We start from the raw sequence: 19,319 nt of genomic DNA, 5'->3' as shown, positions 1-19,319 counted from the left end.
CCGGATGCCGCGCGCACGCGTGACGCGGCTCAGTTGCGCGTCGGATGCGCCAGCCATTCCTTGGCCAGCTCGACCCAGAACGTCGCGCCCAGCGGAATCAGCCGGTCGTTGAAGTCATAGCTCGGGTTGTGCAGCATGCAGGGCCCGCCGCCATGGCCGATCGCGCGGTGGTCGCCTTCGCCATTGGCGATGAAGCAGTACGCTCCGGGCTTCTCTTCGAGCATGTAGGCGAAGTCTTCGGCGCCCATGGTCGGCTCCTGGTCCAGCACCTGGGCCGCGCCCACCACGCGCTCCATCACCTTGCGCGCGAGCGCGGCCTCGGGCGCGGCGTTGATGGTCGGCGGGTAATTGCGCTCGAACACGAACGCATGCTGCACGCCATGGCTGGCGCAGATGCCGTCGATCACCTGCTGCATGCGCTGCTCTATCATGTCGAGCACCGCGACCGAGAACGTGCGCACCGTGCCTTCGAGTTCCACGGTGTCGGGCACGACGTTGCTGGCCTCGCCGCCATGCACCATGGTCACGGAAATCACGCCCGCATCCACTGGCTTGAGGTTGCGGCTGACGATGGTCTGCAAGCCCATGATGATTTGCGCCGCCACGGGCACGGGGTCCAGCACCAGGTGCGGCATGGCCGCATGGCCGCCCTTGCCGCGCACCGTGATCTTGAACTCGTTGCTCGACGCCATGACCGGCCCCGGGCTCACGGCCATCCGGCCTTCGGCCATGCCGGGCCAGTTGTGCATGCCAAACACGGCCTGCATCGGAAAGCGCGTGAACAGGCCGTCGCGTATCATCGCGCGCGCGCCGCCGCCGCCTTCCTCGGCCGGCTGGAAGATCAGGTAGATCGTGCCGTCGAAATCGCGGTGGCGCGCCAGGTGCCGGGCCGCGGCCAGCAGCATCGCGACATGGCCGTCGTGGCCGCAGCCATGCATCCTGCCCGCATGGCGGCTTGCATGCGCAAAGGTATTGCCTTCCTGCATGGGCAGCGCGTCCATGTCGGCGCGCAGGCCCAGGGCCCGGCCGCTCGCGCCGGCGTCGCGCCCGTGCACGATGCCGACCACCCCGGTCTTGCCCAGGCCGCGGCGCACGGCAATGCCCCATTCGGTCAGCTTGGCGGCGATCACATCGGCCGTGCGCACCTCTTCGAAGCACAGCTCGGGGTGGGCATGGATGTCTCGGCGCAGGGCAGCCAGCTCATCGGCCTGCGCAACAATCTCTTCAATCAGCGACATGGACAGAAACCTCCTGCCGTCCATTGTGGCCGCAAGCCGGTATCCCAAGCGACAACCCCGGCATGGACAGTGGTTGCGCGCGCAGCCGGGCCGGCTGCGAGACAATGGCGCAGGGCGCCGCGCACCTGCGGCGCACCGCCAGACTTTCAGCCCCACGAACGCCATGTCCTCTTCCGACAGCCTGTCCCCCGCGCCCGGCGCAGCCACCGTCGTGCGCGGCGCCTGCCCGCACGACTGCCCCGACACCTGCGCGCTGCTGACCACGGTGGTCGACGGCGTGGCAACAAAGGTCCAGGGCAATCCCGCACACCCGCAGACCGACGGCGTGCTCTGCGCCAAGGTCAGCAAATACCCCGAACGCACCTACCACGCCGAGCGCGTGCTGACGCCGCTCAGGCGCTCCGGCCCCAAGGGCAGCGGCCAGTTCACGCCCGTGTCCTGGGACGAGGCGCTGACCGACATCGCGCAGCGATTGCACGCCATCGCGCAGCGCGCGCCCGAAGCTGTCCTGCCCTACAGCTATGCGGGCACCATGGGGCTGGTGCAGGGCGAGAGCATGGACCGGCGCTTTTTCCACCAGCTGGGCGCCTCGCTGCTCGACCGCACCATCTGCTCGAGCGCCGGTGGCGAAGCGCTGGTGCACACCTACGGCGGCAAGGTGGGCATGCGCGTGCAGTTCTTCGCCGAAAGCCAGCTGATCATCATCTGGGGCAGCAACAGCATAGGCAGCAACCTGCATTTCTGGCGCTACGCCCAGGCCGCCAAGCGCGCCGGCGCGCGCCTGGTCTGCATAGACCCACGCAAGACCGAGACCGCCGACAAATGCCATGAACATCTGCAGCTGCGCCCCGGCACCGACGCCGCGCTGGCGCTGGCGCTGATGCACGCGCTGATCCGCAACGACTGGCTGGACCACGACTACCTCGCGCGCCACACGCTGGGCTGGGACGCGCTGCGCGAGCGCGCGCTCGAATGGCCGCCCGAACGCGCGGCCGAAGTCTGCGGCCTGCCCGTGGAGCAGATCCTCGAACTCGCGCGCGCCTACGGCACGACCGAGCGCGCGGCGATACGCCTGAACTACGGCGTGCAGCGCGCGCGCGGCGGCGGCAACGCGGTGCGCGCCATCGCCTGCCTGCCCGCGCTCACCGGCGCCTGGCGCCACCGCGCGGGCGGCCTGCTGCTGTCGTCGTCGGCCGCGCTGCCCGCGCGCCGCGCCGCGCTGCAGCTGCCCCAGCTGCTGGGCGCGCGCCGCCCGCGCACCGTGAACATGAGCACCATAGGCAATGCGCTGCTCGAGCCCGGCGGCGGCGCCTTCGGTGCGCGCATCGAGGCCGTCGTGGTCTACAACAGCAACCCCGTGGCCGTGGCGCCCGAATCGGCCAAGGTGGCGCAGGGCTTTGCGCGCGACGACCTGTTCACGGTGGTCATCGAGCATTTCCTCACGGACACCGCCGACCACGCAGACTACGTGCTGCCGGCCACGACCCAGCTCGAGCACTGGGACATCCACGGCAGCTACGGCCACACCGACGTGCTGCTCAACCGCCCCGCGATCGCGCCCGTGGGCGAGGCCAGGAGCAATGCGCAGATCTTCCGCGACCTCGCCGCGCGCATGGCCGCGCTGGACCCGGCGTTCGCGGCGCCCTGCTTTGCAGACGGCGACGAGGCGCTGTGCCGCCAGGCCATCGAATCCTCGCAGGTCGATTTCGACCAGCTCCTGGAGACCGGCTTCGCCCACCTGCCCGTGCCCGACGCGCCATTTGCCGACGGCGGCTTCGCCACGCCTTCGGGCAAGTGCGAATTTCTCAGCGCCAGCCTCGAAGCCCTGGGCATCAACCCGCTGCCCGACTACCTGCCCAACCACGAACAGCCCGACCCGCAGGGCCCCTATCCGCTGGCGATGATCTCGCCGCCGGCGCGCAACTTCCTCAACAGCACCTTCGTCAACGTGCAGAAGCTGCGCAACGCCGAAGGCCGGCCTCTGCTCGAGATGCACCCGCAGGACGCGGCCACGCGCGGCATCCGGGACGGCGCGCTGGTGCGCGTGTTCAACGCGCGCGGCGAACACCTGTGCCACGCGAGCGTCAACGGCCGCGCGCGCGAAGGCCTGGTCGTGGGCCTGGGCATCTGGTGGCGCAAGGACGGCGCCAACGGCACCAACGTCAACGAGCTGACCCACCAGCACCTGACCGACATCGGCCGCGCGCCGAGCTTCTACGACTGCACGGTGCAGGTGCAGGCGGCGTAGACGGCGCAAGTGCCCCGGGCCGCACGCCCCTGGTGCAACCGGCGGTTTTCTTGCCTGCCCACGGGACGGCGAAGCACCCTAAAAGGGCGGCGCGCCCCCCTCTGGAGCGCTCAAGAAAAATTGCGGACTTTGACAAAAAAAACTGCTTTGACACCATTTTGGCAGCTGATGCACAGTGATTGCACGGCTTTCCAAGCCCGGCCTGCGCTCCCCGCGCCAGGCCAATGGTTCAGACACTTCTTTGAGGAAAAGTCACGATGCAACCCCTTCGCACCGCCGTCGTTTCGGCCATCGCAGCAGTGGCCCTGTGTACGGGGCTCGCCCACGCCGTCACGCTGACCATGTCGGCCGAGCAGCCCGACACCAACTACCACACGGAAAATGCACGCAGCTTCGCCCAGGACGTCAAGACGGCGACCGCCGGAGCGCTGGAGCTGAAAGTGCAGCCCAACTCGCTCTTGCTCAAGCGCCCGGAAGTCAAGCGCGGCGTACAGCAAGGCCTGGTGCCCGTGGCCGACGTGCTGCTCGCGGCCATGGGCAACGACGACCCGATCTTCGAGATCGACAACATTCCGTTTCTCGCGCCGTCCTTCGACAAGACCCTCCTGCTCTGGCAGACCGCGCGCCCGCTGATCGCGCAGCGCCTGGAGAAAAGCAATCTCATCCTGCTGTACGGCAGCCCCTGGCCCACGCAGGGCATCTACACCAAGAAGCCCGTGGAATCTCTCGATGACTTCAAGGGCATGAAGCTGCGCGCCGTCAATGCCTCGGCCTCGCGCATGGCCACGCTCATGGGCGCCGTGCCGACCACGGTGCAGATCGCCGAAGTGCCGCAGGCCTTCTCGACCAACATGATCGACATGATGATGACCTCCTCGGCCACCGGGGTGGACACCAGTGCCTGGGACTACACGCAGTACTTCTACAACCTGCAGGCGGCCGCCCCCTTCCATGTGGCCTACATGAACAAGCGCGCCTTCAATGCCTTGACCGAGCCGCAGCGCAAGGGCCTGATGGAGGCGGCCGCCAAGGCCGAGGAACGCGGCTGGGTGCTGGCCAAGGCCGCGGACCAGAAATACATGGACACGCTGACCGCCAAGGGCATCAAGGTCATGCCCATGCCGCCCAGGCTGGCCGAACAGATGAAGTCCGTCGCCAAGACATTGGCCGACGAATGGGCCAAGAAGGCCGACCCGCAGGCGCTGGAGGTGCTCAATGCCTACCGCAACCATCCGTGACACGGACGCCGCACACGGCGCCGCGCCCAGGCTGAACGCCATGCAGTGGATGGACCGCACGCTCGATGCCGTTGCCTGGCTGTCGGGTGCGCTCGGCGGCATTTCCCTGCTGTGCACTGCGGCGCTGGTCGCGGCCCAGGTGGTGGCCCGCCTGATCGGCACGCAGATTCCCGGGGCCGACGATTTCGCGGCCTGGTCCATGGCCGCCACCGTGTTCCTGGCGCTGCCCTATACCTTGCGCCAGGGCGCGCACATCCGCGTCACGCTGCTGCTGCAGGTACTGCCTGCCCGGGCCAGGCAGGCCTGCGAGGTGCTGTCCACCGTCGCCGCGCTGGTGCTCGTGGGCTGGGCCGCAAAGCATTGCACGCTCTTCGTGCATGAGTCCTTCGTCGGCAACGAGCTGTCGCAGGGCATGGTGATCCTGCCAATGTGGATCCCGCAGCTGTCGATGCCCATCGGCATGTGGGGCATGTTCGTGATGCTGCTCGGGCGCCTGGTGTGCGCCGTGCGCGGCAACTACTGGACGGAGGAAGGCCATGGGTGACGTACTGCAAGCGGTTTTCGTGGTCGCGCTGCTGCTGCTGATGCTGGCCGCGGGCCTGTGGGTATCGCTGGGCCTGCTGGCCTGCGGCGTGCTCAGCGTGATCTTCTTCACCGACGTGCCGGCCGACATCGTGCTGCCCACCAAGGCCTGGGATTCGGCCGCCAACTGGGGGCTGGTCGCGTTGCCGATGTTCATCTGGATGGGCGAGATCCTGTTTCGCACCCGGCTGTCGCAGGACATGTTCGCCGGCCTGGGCCCGTGGATGCGCATGCTGCCCGGGCGCCTGGTGCACGTCAATGTGGTCGGCTGCGGCATCTTCGCGGCCGTGAGCGGGTCTTCGGCCGCGACGGCCGCGACCATAGGCAAGATCTCGCTGCCCGAGCTCAAGAAGCGCGGCTACGACGAAGGCCTGGCCGTGGGCTCGCTCGCGGGCGCGGGCACGCTGGGGCTGCTGATACCGCCGTCCATCGTGATGATCGTCTACGGTGTCGCGGCGCAGGCCTCCGTGGTCAAGCTGTTCATCGCCGGCATCGTCCCGGGGATCATGCTGATGGTGATGTTCTCGGGCTATATCGCCTACTGGTCCTGGCGCAACCCCGGCAAGGTGCCGCCAGCGGATCCGCCCATGCCGCTGCGCGAGATGGTCTATCGCCTGCGCCTGCTGCTGCCCGTGCTGGCGCTGATCGCGCTGGTGATAGGCACGATCTACACCGGCGTGGCCACGGCCACCGAGGCGGCGGTGATCGGCGTCGCCGGCGCCCTGGGCATTGCCGGCCTGAGCGGCTCGCTCACGCGGGCGAGCTTTACCGACAGCCTGATGGGCGCGGTGCGCACCACCTGCATGATCGCCTTCATCATGGTCGGCGCGGGCTGCCTGACCGCGGCCATGAGCTTCTCGGGGCTGCCGTCCAATCTCGCCACCTGGATTTCCTCGCTGGGCCTGAGCCAGTACGGGCTGATCCTGGTGCTGTCGATCTTCTTCATCATCCTGGGCGCGTTTCTCGAAGGCATTTCCATCGTGGTGCTGACCACCTCGGTGCTGATGCCGGCGGTGCTGGCCGCAGGCATAGACCCGATCTGGTTCGGCATCTACCTGATCCTGATCGTGGAGATGGCGCAGATCACGCCGCCCGTGGGCTTCAACCTGTTCGTGATCCAGAACATCACCAAGCACAGCCTGTGGTTCCTGATCAAGAAGTCCTTCCCCTTCTTCCTGATCCTGGTCGCCGCGACGGCCGTCGTGACGGTGTTCCCCGACATCGTGCTGTGGCTGCCAAATGCGATGAAATAGCCGCGCCAAGCCTCACCGCTCCCCGCCCCCTGGCCCCGGCCCGGGGGCTTTTTTCATCGCCGGGCCGCCCCAAGGAAAAACGCGATGGGGGCTTTGCCCTCCCAGGCGCAGCTACGCGCAGCGAGCAAGCGTGGGGGCCAGGTTCATTCCCCCAGCGAGCGCATCCACGGCCGGCCCGCATCTTGCTGCACCCGCTCGGCCGTGGCGTGCGCCACGCCCAGCGCGCGCCGCAGTACTTCGAGCACGCCGGCGGACGCGCCGCGGCGCGCAACGCCCAGCATGGTGATGGGCTGGGGCGCGGGGCAGTCCCACAGCGTCAGCCCGCCCTGCTGCAAGGAGGCGATGACGAACATCGGCGGGATGGCGGCCACGCCGTAGCCATCGTGCAGCAGTTGCAGGATGGATTCGACCGACGGCAGGTTGGTGATGCGCGCGTTTTCCAGCGCGTGGTCCATCAGAAAGGTCTGCAAGTTGGCATGGGGCAGCGAGAAGCGGGAAAAAGTCAGTATCCGGTGGGAGATGATTTCCTTCAACGCATGCGCTGGCGGCAGGCCGCTGCACAGGTCGGGGCGTGAAATCCAGTGCACCGGATAGGCGCAAATCTGGCGCACCAGGTATCCCGTCGACTCGGTCGCGGGCAGGAAGTGCATGTCCTGGAACATGACATCGATGTGCCGGCGCATGAACATCTCCTGCAGATTGCGCGAGGTATCCACCGAGATCTCGAGATCGATCAACGGGCAGGCCGTCGAGATCTCCTTGATCAGCGGCGACAGCCAGGTCTTGACCACGGTTTCCACGGCGCCTATGCGCACCGGGCCGGCCACGGGCGCGTCACGCTGCGACAGCTGGTGCAGGCCCTTGGTCAGCGCCACGATCTTGCGCGACTGCTCGACCACTTCCTGCCCATGGGGCGTGAGCTTGAGCTGGCGCGCGCTGCGGTCTATCAGCTCGATTCCCAGGTCGTCCTCGAGATTGGCGATGCGCTGCGACACGGCCGTCTGCGTGACGTGCATGGCCTCGGCGGCCTCGCGGAAGCTGCCCACGCGGGCCAGGACGATGAGGGTTTCGAGAAAGCGGGTGTTCACGCCGGCAGACTTGCAAAATCCGTGCCCCTTGCCCGTTGGCGTTACCAATGGGCACGCGCCCGCGGCCTGCGCGCCTGAAGAAAAATTGGCTTTTTTCGTCGAAAAAAAGTCGTTTGCCGCAGCGCGGTGAAGTTTGGATGATCACTTCATCGCGGCAGGAAATGTCGCTGCAACGGCATCCAGGAAGACCCAAAATGACGACAGTCCAAGCGGCAGAACACGCAGCCAGCGCGCCACGCAGCGGCGCACCGCGCATCCATTTCGCCGGCGCCGGCGGCATCTATCTCGATTGCGGCGATGCCCGGATCGACGTGGGCATACAGCAGCGCATCTGGGCGCTGGCCAAGGCCTTGCGCGGACCGGCGCATCTCGACGGCATCCGCGAGATCGTGCCGGGCGTGAACAACATCCTGGTGCTGTTCGACCCCCTGCAGCTCGCTCCCCACGCCGTGCGCGACTGGGTGCTCGCGCAGTGGGAGCAGGCCACGGCCGCCGCATCCGCGCCGCGGGTCGTGGACATTCCTGTCATCTACGGCGGCGACGGCGGCATCGACCTGCAGGAGCAGGCCCAGCGCGCAGGCCTGGGAGTGCACGACTACGTCGCGCTGCACAGCAGCGCGCAGTTCCAGGTGATGTGCATAGGCTCCACGCCAGGCTTCAGCTACCTGTCGGGCCTGCCCGAGCGCCTGCATGCGCCGCGCCGCTCGGTGCCGCGGCTGCGCATTCCCCGCGGCTCGGTGGTCATAGGCGGCGTGCAGGCCGGCGTCATGCCCGAAGCCGCGCCTTCGGGCTGGCATATCCTGGGAGTGACTTCGGCGGCGGTGTTCGACGCCACGCGCGCCGCGCCCTGCCTGTTCGAGCCCGGCGACACCGTGCGCTTCGTGGCCCGGGAGGTGATCGCATGATGCAGGTCCTGACTTCGGGCGCGATGAATCTGGTGCAGGACGCGGGCCGCAGCGGCCAGCTGCACCTGGGCGTGTGCGCCAGCGGGGCCATGGACCCGCTGGCGCTGCGCTACGCCAACAGCCTGGTGGGAAATGCGCCCGACGCCGCCGGCATCGAACTGGCGATCTTCCCTTTTCGCGTGCGCTTCGAGCGCGACAGCGTCTTTGCCTGCACGGGCGCCGATGCGCGCATCGAACTCGACGGCCAGCTGATCGCGCCCTGGTGGAGCTGCCGCGCCCGGGCCGGCCAGACACTGACGATCCAGCGCCCCGCGCGCGGCATGCGCGTCTATCTCGGCGTGGCCGGCGGCGTGGACGTGCCGCCCGTGCTGGGCTCGCGCAGCACCGACCTCAAGGCCGGCCTGGGCGGCCTGGGTGGGCGCGGACTCAAGCGCCTGGACGTCCTGCCGCTGGGCGAAGCCGGCGCCGCCGCGCAACGCGGCGCGGGCCTGGGCTGCGTGCCGCGCGAGGTGCCCGCGCTGCTCGCGCAGATTGCCCAGGGCTGCGTCAGCGTGCGCGTGCTGCCGGCCGCCGAGTACGAGGAATTCAGCGCGGCCTCGCGCCAGCATTTCGAGGGCACGCCCTGGCAGGTCACGCCGGACTCGAACCGCCAGGGCTACCGGCTGCAGGGCGCGCAGGCGCTGCAGATGGAGCGCCGCCGCGAGCTGCTGTCCCACGGCCTGGTGCCGGGCACGGTGCAGGTGCCGCCCGCGGGCCAGCCCATCATCCAGCTCGCCGAAGCCAATACCTGCGGCGGCTACCCCAAGATCGCGACGGTCATCGAGGCCGACCACTGGCGCCTGGGCCAGGTGCCGGCCGGCTGCGCGCTGCGCTTCGAACGCGTCGATGTGACCGAAGCCGTCGGCGCATTGCGCGCCCAGCATGCGGCCTGGCGGGCCATGGCCGCGAACCTGCCGCTGGTCGCGACCCGCGTGCACTGAACGCATTTCCCCATTTCCCAATTTCCCACGCCTGCCGCCGGCCCGCGCGCGCGGCAGGCAGGCAGCACTTCACCCCACCGCCAGCAAAAAGGACCTCCACATGAGCAGAACCGTCGACTTGAATTCAGACATGGGAGAAGGTTTCGGCGCCTACCGCATGGGTGACGACCAGGCCATCCTGAAGATCGTCACCTCCGCCAACATTGCCTGCGGCTTTCACGCGGGCGATCCCGAAATCATGGCCCGCACCTTTGCCGATGCCAAGGCGCAGAACGTCTGCGTGGGCGCGCATCCCGGCTACCCCGACCTCTGGGGGTTCGGGCGGCGTGACATGGCGTTCACTCCCGGGCAGATCGAGCGCCTCGTGGCCTACCAGGTCGGCGCGGCCATGGCCTTGTCGACCTATGCCGGCAACCCGATCAAGTACGTCAAGTGCCATGGCGCGATGGGCCACCAGACCTATCACAGCGAAGCCGTGGCGACGGCCGTGTGCCGCGCCGTCAAGGCCGTGGACCCGTCACTGGTCCTGCTGTCGATCGCCAACGGCCAGCAGGACCGCGTGGCGCGCGACATGGGCCTGGTCTCCAAGGCCGAGATCTATGCCGACCGCGGCTATGACGAGACCGGCTTCCTGATCGCCCGCAGCCTGCCCGGCGCGCTGCTCAAGGACCCGCAGCAGGCCGCGGACCGCATCCTGCGCATGCTCGCCGCCGGCGGCGTGGAAACCTGCGAAGGCAAGACCGTGCCCACGCCCATAGACTCGATCTGCGTGCACAGCGACACGCCCGGTGCCATCGAGATGGCCGCGCGGGTGCGCGCCCTGCTCGAAGAAGCGGGTGTCGCGGTCCAGGCCTTTGCCTGAGGAGCGCGCCATGGAACACCCTTTCGTGGAACGCCTTTTCGACCTGTTCGAGCAGTCGGGCGCACTGGAGATGGAATACCTCGGCCCCGAGGGCAGCCTGCGGCTCACACGCGCTGGCAGCGATGCGCGGCCCGTGACGCCGGCCCTGCCCGCGCCCTCCACACCCGCCGCGCAGGAAACGCCGCCGCAGGCGGGCCCGGCCCGGCATGCAATGGCGGCCCCGCTGAGCGGCAATTTCTACCGCGCCAGCGCGCCTGACGCTGCGCCGTTCGCGCAGGTCGGCGCCATCGTCGAGCAAGGTCAGGTGCTGGGCCTGATCGAAACCATGAAGATGCTCAACGAAGTCGAAGCCGAGCACGCGGGCCGGATCATTTCGTTCGCGATCGCCAACGGCCAGGCCGTGCAGGCCGGCGCCGCGCTGCTCGTGATCGAAGCGCTGGAGAGCGCCCATGTTTGACAAGCTGCTCATTGCCAACCGCGGCGAGATCGCGGTGCGCGTCATCCGCGCCTGCCAGGCCGCGGGATTGAAGACCGTGGCCATCCATTCGCTGGCCGACGCCGGTCAGCTGCACGTGCGCATGGCCGACGAGAGCGTCTGCATAGGCCCGGCCCCCGCGACGCAAAGCTATCTGAATCAGGCGGAAATCCTGCTCGCGGCCCAGGCCACGGGCGCGGGCGCGGTGCACCCGGGCTACGGCTTTCTGTCGGAGAACGCGCAGTTCGCCGATGCCGTGGAAGCAGCGGGCCTGGTGTTCGTCGGCCCGCGCGGCGAGACCATTCGGCGCATGGGCGACAAGATCGCGGCCAAGGCCGCGATGCTCCAGGCCGGCGTGCCCTGCGTGCCGGGGTCCCAAGGGGAGCTGCCGCAGGATCTGGCGCGCGTGCAGGCCCAGGCGCAGGAGATAGGCTACCCGGTCATCATCAAGGCAGCCGCGGGCGGCGGCGGGCGCGGCATGCGCGTCGTGCATGCGCCGGGCGAGCTGCCGGCCGCGTTGCGGCTCACGCGCGAGGAAGCCGCGCGCGCCTTCGGCAGCGCCGCGGTCTATATGGAGAAGTTCCTGATCCATCCGCGCCATGTCGAAATCCAGGTGCTGGCCGACGGCCAGGGCCACGCGGTCTGGCTTGGCGAGCGCGACTGCTCCATGCAGCGGCGCCACCAGAAAGTGCTGGAGGAGTCGCCGGCGCCGGGCATAGCGCGCGCCGCGATCGCGGCGATAGGCGAGCGCTGCGCCCGGGCCTGCGTGCAGATGGGCTACCGGGGCGCGGGCACCTTCGAATTCCTGTTCGAGAACGGCCAGTTCTATTTCATCGAAATGAACACGCGCGTGCAGGTCGAGCATCCGGTGACCGAGGCCGTGACCGGCATAGACATCGTGGCCCAGCAGTTGCACATTGCCCAGGGGCTGCCACTGGCCTTGCGCCAGCAGGACATCCAGCCCCAGGGCCACGCCATCGAATGCCGCATCAATGCCGAGCACCCCTGGACGTTTCGCCCCTCGCCGGGCATCGTGGCGCAATGGCAGGCGCCGCACGGCGCCGGCATTCGCGTCGACACGCATCTGGTGGACGGCGCCGAAGTGCCGCCCTGGTACGACTCGCTGGTGGCCAAGGTCATTGCGCATGGCGACACCCGCGACCAGGCCATCGCACGCATGCAGCAGGCGCTGCAGACCATGCGGCTGCAAGGCATAGACCACGGCGCGCCGCTGCTGCAGGCCGTGCTGGCCGACGAAGGCTTCCGGCAGGGCGGCACCGACATCCATTACCTCGAAAATTCGCTGGACCGGCTCCAGACCGCGGGAGCACGCCATGCAGATTGAACGCATCGCGCAGTGGCTGCAGCGCATGCCGCGCAGCGCCATCACGCGGCTCGAATGCACGCTGGGGCAGGCCACGCTGCGCGTGGTGCTGCCAGCCGTTGCCGCGCCGCGCACGCCCGCCACCACCACCACGGTCTGCGCCAGCGGATTTGGCGTATTCCACCCCCTGCATCCGCTGCAGCCGCAGCTCGGCGCCCAGGTCGGGCGCCAGGTGCAGGCCGGCGAGGCGCTGGGCTTCATCGAAGTCTGCGGCATTCTCACGGCGCTGCCCGCGCCCGCGGCCGGCACCGTCACGGCGCTGTGCGCAGCCGCCGGACAATGGGTGCAATACGGCCAGGCCCTGGTGCAGCTGGAGCTGCGCGCATGAGCCCCGGCGCGCCCTCCATGGCGTCCAGCGCCCTGCTGGGCGTGGCGCAGATCGTGATCTGGGGCGGCTCGTTCTTTCTGCTGACGGTGCTGGCCGCACCCATCCATGTGGACACGGGCTGGTCGCTGACCGGGGTCTACGGCGCCTTGACCGTGGGCGCGCTGGTCTCCGGGCTGCTGTCCCCCTGGGCCAGCCGGCGCATCGCCCGGGGCCGGGGCCGGCACATGCTGGTGCTGTCGAGCTGGCTGGTGGCCGCGGGACTGGTGGTTCTGGCGCTGGCGCCCCACTACAGCGTGTTCGTGGCCGGCTGGGCGGTGATCGGCCTGGGCATGGCCGGCGGCCTGTACGACCCGTTGTTCGCCGTGCTGGGCGCGCGCTGGGGCCAGCAGGCACGCGGCGCCATCTATGTGGTGACGCTGATCGGCGGCTTCGCCTCCACCATCACCTGGCCGGCGCTCGCCTGGCTAGAACCCGCACTGGGCTGGCGCACCACCTGCCTGGTCTATGCGGCCTTCATGGCCGTGGTGATGACGCCTCTTTACCTGCTGGCGCTGCCGCCCGATGCCGCCCCCGCGCAGGCCACTGCGCCCGGCCCCGGCACCGACCGCCAGGCGCTCGCCGACGTCGACCCCAGGCTGATGCGGCTGCTGTCGCTGGTGTTCTGCATCGCGGCCATTCTGATGACGGCGGTCTCCCTGCAGATCATCCTGCTGCTGCAAGGCACGGGGCACAGCATGACCGCGGCGATTGCGCTCAGCGCCCTCATCGGCCCGAGCATGGTGGGCGTGCGCGTGCTCAACCTGGCCTTCAGGAACCTGCATGCCATCTGGATGGCGCTGTTCTCGGCGGCCTTCGTCGCGCTGGGCATGCTGCTCATCAGCACGGCTTCGGCCGCCGCGGCGCCCGCCGCCGCGGCGCTGGGCATCGTCTGCTATGGCGTGGGCAACGGCCTGCGCGCGCTGGTGCGCGGCACGCTGCCGCTGGCGCTGGTGCCCGCGCATGCGTATGCGCTGGTGATGGGCCGCCTGGCCCGGTCGTCGCTGGTGTGCCAGGCGCTGACGCCGCTGGTCTGCGGCTTCATCCTGTCGCAGTGGGGCGCGCGCAGCACGCTGTGGCTGCTGGCCGCGCTGGCCGTCGCCAACACCGGCCTGTCGCTGCGGCTGCAGTGGTATCTCAGGCAACAGCGCGCCGGCGGCCTGCACGCCAGCGCCCGCACCTGATCGCTTTTTTCCCTCACTTCGCTGGAACCCCACCATGACCGCGATCACCTTGGCCGCACGCCTGCGGCGCATCAAACCATCTCCGAGCACCAGCGCCGCCGACCGCGCCCAGGCCCTGCAGCGCAGCGGCCGCTCCATCGTCAACCTGGTCGCGGGCGAGCCGGATTTCGACACGCCGGCGCATATCCGCGCGGCGGCGCTGCAGGCCATCGCCGCGGGCGCCACCCGCTATACGCCCATCGCCGGCAGCGCGCAGCTGCGCGAAGCCATCGCCGAAAAGCTGCTGCGCGAGAACGCGCTGACCTATGACGCGCGCGAAATCATCGTCACCAACGGCGCCAAGAGCGCGATCTACTGCGCTTTCGCCGCCACGCTGGGGCCGGGCGATGAAGTGCTGATCCCGGCGCCGTTCTGGGTGTCCTACCCCGACATGGTGCTGGCCTGCGACGCGCTGCCCGTGGTCCTGCCCTGCCCCGAGGACCAGGGCTTCAAGCTCACGGCGCAGCAGCTCGAAGCGGCGATCACGCCCCGCACCCGCTGGCTGCTGCTGAACTCGCCGAGCAACCCGACGGGCGCCTGCTATACCGCCGGGGAATACCGCGCCCTGGCCCAGGTGCTGGCGCGCCATCCCCAGGTCATGGTGATGACCGACGACATCTACGAACACATCCAGTTCACCGACGCGCCCGGCGTGCACCTGCTCGCCGCCGCGCCACAGCTGCGCGCGCGCACGCTGGCGATCAATGGCGTCTCCAAGTCGTATGCGATGACGGGCTGGCGCATAGGCTACGCCGCCGGGCCGCTGGCGCTGATTCAGGCCATGGAAACGCTGCAGTCGCAGACCAGCGGCAATGCGTGCTCGGTGAGCCAGGCGGCGGCCGTCGCGGCCTTGCGCGGCGACCAGTCCTTCGTGCGCGAAAGCGCGGCCATCTACCGCCAAAGGCGCGACCTCATGCTCGCGGGCCTGCGACAGATCCCGGGGCTGGGCTGCCGCGCGCCCGATGGCGCGTTCTACCTGTTCGTCCACTGCGCAGGCCTGATCGGCAAGCGCACGCCCCAAGGCAAGGTACTGGCCGACGACATGGACCTGGTGCTGCACCTGCTCGACAGCGAAGGCGTCGCGGTGGTGGCCGGCAGCGCCTACGGTCTGTCGCCCTATTTCCGCCTGTCGATCGCCACGTCCGCACAAGTGCTGCAAGAGGCGCTGACACGCATCGCGCGGGCGGTAGAGAAACTGCGCTGAGCCCCTGGTTCAGATCGCCAGCCCCAGGATTTCGCGCGCCTTGGCCGCATCGATATCCCGGTGCTCCGACAGCGCAACCATGCCGTGCTTTTCAAGCTGCGCCACGGCCGCGTCCACGGCTTCGGCGCCCAGGTCATAGGCCGACAGGCGCGTGGGCACGCCCAGTCCTTCGAAGAAGTTGCGCGTCTGCGTGATCGCGGCGTTGATACGGCCCTCTTCCGAGCCTTCGGTGATGCCCCAGACGCGCTCGGCGTACTGCAGGAGCTTGGCATGCTTTTGCTCGCGGCGCGCGTCCATCATCGCCGGCAGCACCACGGCCAGCGTGCGCGCATGGTCTATGCCGTAGAGCGCCGTGAGTTCGTGGCCGATCATGTGCGTCGCCCAATCCTGGGGCACGCCCGCGCCTATCAGGCCGTTGAGCGCCAGCGTCGCGCTCCAGACCAGGTTCGCGCGGTCGGCGTAGTCGGGCGTTTCGCTTTCCACGATGCGCGGGCCGATCTCGATCAGCGTCTGCAGCAGGCCTTCGGCAAAGCGGTCCTGCACGCGCGCGTCCACGGGGTAGGTCAGATACTGCTCCATGGTGTGCACGAACGCATCGACCACGCCGTTGGCAAGCTGGCGCGTGGGCAGGGTATAGGTCTTGCTCGGGTCGAGCAGCGCGAACTGCGGGAACAGCAGGCGGCTGGAAAACGGCAGCTTCGCGCCTTCGCCCGCATGGGTCAGCACGCCGCCGTTGTTCATTTCCGAGCCCGTGGCCGGCAGCGTCAGCACCACGCCCAGCGGCGCGGCCTGGGCCACGCTGCGTCCGCCCTTGCGCACCAGCTCCCAGGCGGCGACCGGGTCGGCACCGGGAAGGCGCACGGCCGCGGCGATGAACTTGACGGCGTCGATCACCGAGCCGCCGCCCACGGCCAGCAGGAAGTCGAAGCCGCCTTCCTGGAACTGCGCGACGGCGCGCATCGAGGTTTCCAGCGTGGGATTGGGCTCTATGCCCGAGAACGTCGCGTGCCGGCGCGCGCCCAGGGCGCTGCGCACTTCGGCCAGCGTGCCGTTCTTCTCGGCGCTGCCGCCGCCGACGACGATCAGCACCTGCGCCGTCTCGGGCAGCAGCTTGCCGAGCTTGGCGATCACACCCTCGCCGAAAACAATGCGCGTGGGGTTGCTGAAATCAAAATTCTGCATCGTGGCTCTCCTTGGAATGGGGTCGCGGGGAGGTCATGCAGACCAGCCCCGCTCAAGCACCATTTTGCAGGACAGCGTGCTCAGTCGAGCTTGATGCCCGCCTGCTGGATGATCTCGCCCCAGCGCTTGGCCTCGGCGCGCGCCATCGCGCGAAACTGTTCCGGCGTGCCGGGCAGGGCTTCCATGCCGAAGTCCTGCATGCGCTTGACCACGGCCGGGCTGGCCAGCGCCTTGTTGAGTTCGGCGTTCAGGCGCTGGGTGACGGGCGCGGGCAGGCTCTTGGGCGCCAGGATGCCCTGGAACGCGAAGACTTCGGAGTTCGACACGCCGGCTTCGGCCAGTGTCGGCAGCTGCGGCAGGTTGGCCATGCGCTGGGCCGAGCCAATGGCCAGCGCGCGCACCTTGCCCGACTGGATGATGGGCAGGCCCGACGCCAGATCAAGAAACATGCACGGCACCTGGCCGCCCATCACGTCGGCGACGGCCGGCGCCGCGCCGCGGTAGGGAATGTGCGTGAGGAAGGTGCCCGTGCGGGCCTTGAACATTTCCATCGCCAGGTGGTGCGGCGAGCCATTGCCCGGCGACGCATAGTTGATCTTGCCGGGGTTGGCGCGCGCGTAGGCAAGGAACTCCTGCAGCGTCTTCGCTTCGAACGCCGGGTTCACCACCAGCGCCAGCGGGAAGCGGCTCAGGCCGCCCACATAGGTGAAGTCCTTTTCGGGGCTGAACGGCAGCTTGCTGAACAGATGCTCGTTGTAGGCCAGCACGGCGTTGTCGGCCGACATGATGGTGTAGCCGTCGGCCTTGGCCGTGGCCACCTGCTGGGCGCCGATATTCGTAGCCGCGCCGGGCTTGTTCTCGATGACGATGGTCTGGCCCAGGCCCTGGCGCATGGCTTCGGCCACGGTGCGCGCGAGCACGTCGGTGCCGCCGCCCGGCGGGTAGGGAACGACCCAGCGTATCGCCTGGTCGGGCCAGGTCTGGGCTTGTGCCAGCGCTGAGAAAGGCGCGGCGGCGGTGGCCGTCATCGCGGCCAGAAAATGTCTGCGGTCCATTTTTTTGTCTCCTGGGGAAAGAACCGGCGTCGCCTGGAGCGGGCCGGTGGAATGCGTGTAGAGCGTCCATGGCGCTGGCCGGCACTTCGGTGGTGCCGGTCCCGCACGCGCCCGGGGCGTCAGACGGCGGATTCGGGCGCGGCGATCGTCTGGTCGATCGCGCCGAAAATGCTCTGGCCGTCGCGGCCCTTCATTTCGATGCGGATGGTGTCACCAAACTTCATGAACTCGGTCACGGGCTGGCCGGTCTGTATGGTCTCGATGCAGCGCTTCTCGGCGATGCAGCTGTAGCCCTTGGGCCATTGCATCGCGCTGCCTTCGCCCACGCCCTTGTTGCTCACCGTGCCGCTGCCGACGATGGTGCCGGCGCGCACATTGCGTGTCTTGCAGATGTGGGCGATCAGCTGGCCGAAGTGGAAGGTCATTTCGGGGCCGGCGTCGCACATGCCGACCTTGCGGCCGTTCCAGATCGATTGCAGCGTCAGGTGCAGGCGGCCCGCGTCCCAGGCATCGCCGAGTTCGTCGAGCGTGACCGCGACCGGGCTGAACGCCGTGGCCGGCTTGCTCTGGAAGAAGCCGAAGCCCTTGGCGAGTTCGGCGGGAATCAGGTTGCGCAGCGAGACGTCGTTGGCCAGCATCACCAGCCGAATGCCCTGCAGCGCCTGCGCGGGCGTGCTGCCCATGGGCACGTCGGTGGTGACCACGGCGATTTCGGCCTCGAAGTCGATTCCCATGGCTTCGCTGGGCACGACCACGTCATCGCAGGGGCCGATGAAGTCGTCGGCGCCGCCCTGGTACATCAGCGGGTCGGTGTAGAACGTGGCCGGCACTTCGGAGTTGCGCGCCTGGCGCACCAGCTCCACATGGTTGAGGTAGGCCGAACCATCGGCCCACTGGTAGGCGCGCGGCAGCGGCGCCATGCACTGCTCGGGATTGAACGCGAACGCATGCGGCGCCTTGCCGGCGTTGAGCTGCTGGTACAGGTCCTGCAGCTGCGGCGCCATGAAGGTCCAGTCGTCCAGCACCTGCTGCATGCGGCTGGCAATGCCGGTCGCATAATGGGCCAGGCCCAGATCGCGGGAGACAACAACCAGTTGGCCGTCGCGCGAGCCGTCTTTGTAAGTAGCGAGTTTCATGGTGGCTGGAACTTGAATGCAGGGACAAAAAGGCGCTGCCCGAAAAGGCGGCGATCGAATTACGATAGGGTAAATGAGTTTACCTAAACAAAACAAGTGGATTTTAGTGCATATGGAAAAGGAACGTGCAGGCATACAGTCCGTCGAGGTCGGTTTTGCGTTGCTGGAAGGCCTGGCGCGCGCGCGCGCGCCGCTGATGCTCAAGGAAGTCGCGGCCTCGGCCGGGATGAGCGCCGCGAAGGCGCACCGCTATTTGGTGAGCTTCCAGCGCCTGGGGCTGGTGACGCAGGACAGCCGCACTTCGCGCTATGACCTCGGGCCGGCCAGCCTCAAGCTGGGCCTGGCCGCGCTGACCCGGCTCGACCCCGTGCGCCTGGCGCGCGAGCGCATGCCGGCGCTGCTCGAGGCGCTGCAGCACACGGTCGCGCTGGCCGTCTGGGGCAACCACGGCCCGACCATCGTGCATTGGGAGGAATCGGCGCAGTCGGTCACGGCCAACCTGCGCCTGGGCGATGTGATGCCGCTGCTGTCGTCGGCCACGGGCCGCTGCTTCGCCGCCTACCTGCCGAGTGAAACCACGCAGCGCATGCTCGACGCCGAGATGCAGCGCGCGCGCCAGATCGGCCGCAGCGACCTGCCGCTCACGCCCGACGGCGTGCGCGCCATGCTCGCCGAAGTGCGCGCGCATGGAACGGCGCGCGTGGTCGACACGCTGCTGCCGGGCATCGTCGCCTTCTGCACGCCGGTGTTCGACTCGTCGGGCCATATCGTGATGGGCATCACCACGCTGGGCTCGGTCGCGACCTTCGACCCGGCCTACGAGGGCGCGATCGACACCGCGCTGCGCGCCACCGCCCAGCAGCTTTCCGCCGACCTCGGCCACGCCGGCCACTGAGGCCTGC

At 68.7% G+C, this 19,319-nt stretch carries 18 protein-coding genes; 13 read left to right on the top strand and 5 right to left on the bottom strand.

Annotated features, from left to right (window positions below; translation table 11 throughout):
- Positions 1-29: 29 nt before the first annotated feature.
- Entirely contained in the window at positions 30-1,238 is a 1,209-nt protein-coding gene (locus tag GVL12_RS05280) for a M20 aminoacylase family protein (protein WP_159911615.1), read from the bottom strand.
- Positions 1,239-1,401: 163 nt separating this feature from the next.
- Here GVL12_RS05280 and GVL12_RS05275 point away from each other — a divergent pair, with 163 nt between their 5' ends.
- The 4 genes from GVL12_RS05275 to GVL12_RS05260 all read left to right on the top strand — a co-directional run bounded on the left by GVL12_RS05275 (position 1,402) and on the right by GVL12_RS05260 (position 6,559).
- Positions 1,402-3,486, top strand: a complete 2,085-nt coding sequence (locus GVL12_RS05275) for a molybdopterin-dependent oxidoreductase (RefSeq protein ID WP_159911614.1) — start codon at positions 1,402-1,404, stop codon at positions 3,484-3,486.
- Between the two features lie 257 nt (positions 3,487-3,743).
- Positions 3,744-4,724: a TRAP transporter substrate-binding protein gene (locus GVL12_RS05270; protein ID WP_159911613.1), complete on the top strand. Its 981-nt coding sequence runs from the start codon at positions 3,744-3,746 to the stop codon at positions 4,722-4,724.
- Positions 4,702-5,268 (top strand): TRAP transporter small permease, encoded by a 567-nt coding sequence (locus tag GVL12_RS05265; RefSeq protein ID WP_200843506.1) that lies wholly within the window; start codon positions 4,702-4,704, stop codon positions 5,266-5,268. Before GVL12_RS05270 ends, GVL12_RS05265 begins: the two co-directional genes overlap by 23 nt.
- On the top strand, positions 5,261-6,559 hold the full coding sequence (locus GVL12_RS05260) for a TRAP transporter large permease (protein WP_159911612.1): 1,299 nt from the start codon (positions 5,261-5,263) through the stop codon (positions 6,557-6,559). Before GVL12_RS05265 ends, GVL12_RS05260 begins: the two co-directional genes overlap by 8 nt.
- Before the next feature lie 143 nt (positions 6,560-6,702).
- On the opposite strand, the gene GVL12_RS05255 is transcribed toward GVL12_RS05260, so the two are convergent.
- Entirely contained in the window at positions 6,703-7,647 is a 945-nt protein-coding gene (locus GVL12_RS05255) for a LysR family transcriptional regulator (protein ID WP_159911611.1), read from the bottom strand.
- Between the two features lie 194 nt (positions 7,648-7,841).
- Between GVL12_RS05255 and pxpB the strand changes: the two genes are divergently transcribed.
- From pxpB to GVL12_RS05215, 8 genes are all read left to right on the top strand, one after another.
- Complete coding sequence (gene pxpB, locus GVL12_RS05250; protein WP_159911610.1) at positions 7,842-8,552, top strand: 5-oxoprolinase subunit PxpB; 711 nt, start codon at positions 7,842-7,844, stop codon at positions 8,550-8,552.
- Positions 8,549-9,532 (top strand): biotin-dependent carboxyltransferase family protein, encoded by a 984-nt coding sequence (locus GVL12_RS05245; RefSeq protein ID WP_159911609.1) that lies wholly within the window; start codon positions 8,549-8,551, stop codon positions 9,530-9,532. Before pxpB ends, GVL12_RS05245 begins: the two co-directional genes overlap by 4 nt.
- Positions 9,533-9,632: 100 nt before the next feature.
- A complete protein-coding gene (locus GVL12_RS05240) occupies positions 9,633-10,394 on the top strand; it encodes a LamB/YcsF family protein (RefSeq protein ID WP_159911608.1) in 762 nt (253 codons plus the stop codon).
- A 10-nt stretch (positions 10,395-10,404) separates the two neighbouring features.
- Positions 10,405-10,851, top strand: a complete 447-nt coding sequence (locus GVL12_RS05235) for an acetyl-CoA carboxylase (RefSeq protein ID WP_159911607.1) — start codon at positions 10,405-10,407, stop codon at positions 10,849-10,851.
- Positions 10,844-12,214: an acetyl-CoA carboxylase biotin carboxylase subunit gene (gene accC, locus GVL12_RS05230; RefSeq protein ID WP_159911606.1), complete on the top strand. Its 1,371-nt coding sequence runs from the start codon at positions 10,844-10,846 to the stop codon at positions 12,212-12,214. Before GVL12_RS05235 ends, accC begins: the two co-directional genes overlap by 8 nt.
- A complete protein-coding gene (locus GVL12_RS05225) occupies positions 12,204-12,581 on the top strand; it encodes a biotin/lipoyl-containing protein (RefSeq protein WP_159911605.1) in 378 nt (125 codons plus the stop codon). Before accC ends, GVL12_RS05225 begins: the two co-directional genes overlap by 11 nt.
- Entirely contained in the window at positions 12,578-13,801 is a 1,224-nt protein-coding gene (locus GVL12_RS05220; RefSeq protein ID WP_159911604.1) for an MFS transporter, read from the top strand. The genes GVL12_RS05225 and GVL12_RS05220 overlap by 4 nt, the downstream gene beginning before the upstream one ends.
- A gap of 34 nt (positions 13,802-13,835) precedes the next feature.
- On the top strand, positions 13,836-15,044 hold the full coding sequence (locus GVL12_RS05215) for an aspartate transaminase (RefSeq protein WP_159911603.1): 1,209 nt from the start codon (positions 13,836-13,838) through the stop codon (positions 15,042-15,044).
- A 9-nt stretch (positions 15,045-15,053) separates the two neighbouring features.
- On the opposite strand, the gene GVL12_RS05210 is transcribed toward GVL12_RS05215, so the two are convergent.
- The 3 genes from GVL12_RS05210 to GVL12_RS05200 all read right to left on the bottom strand — a co-directional run bounded on the left by GVL12_RS05210 (position 15,054) and on the right by GVL12_RS05200 (position 18,417).
- Positions 15,054-16,226, bottom strand: a complete 1,173-nt coding sequence (locus tag GVL12_RS05210) for an iron-containing alcohol dehydrogenase (RefSeq protein ID WP_159911602.1) — start codon at positions 16,224-16,226, stop codon at positions 15,054-15,056.
- A gap of 80 nt (positions 16,227-16,306) precedes the next feature.
- A complete protein-coding gene (locus GVL12_RS05205; protein WP_159911601.1) occupies positions 16,307-17,281 on the bottom strand; it encodes a tripartite tricarboxylate transporter substrate binding protein in 975 nt (324 codons plus the stop codon).
- Positions 17,282-17,400: 119 nt separating this feature from the next.
- On the bottom strand, positions 17,401-18,417 hold the full coding sequence (locus tag GVL12_RS05200) for a fumarylacetoacetate hydrolase family protein (protein ID WP_159911600.1): 1,017 nt from the start codon (positions 18,415-18,417) through the stop codon (positions 17,401-17,403).
- Between the two features lie 112 nt (positions 18,418-18,529).
- Here GVL12_RS05200 and GVL12_RS05195 point away from each other — a divergent pair, with 112 nt between their 5' ends.
- Positions 18,530-19,312 carry an IclR family transcriptional regulator gene (locus GVL12_RS05195; protein WP_159911599.1) on the top strand — a complete coding sequence of 261 codons (783 nt, stop codon included), beginning with the start codon at positions 18,530-18,532 and terminating at the stop codon, positions 19,310-19,312.
- Positions 19,313-19,319: the final 7 nt, after the last annotated feature.

This window comes from Pantoea sp. 18069 (genome assembly GCF_902706035.1).
GTDB lineage: Bacteria > Pseudomonadota > Gammaproteobacteria > Burkholderiales > Burkholderiaceae_C > Comamonas.
The sequence above is the reverse complement of the archived record's forward strand: the minus strand, read 5'-3'. Positions and strand labels throughout refer to the sequence as shown.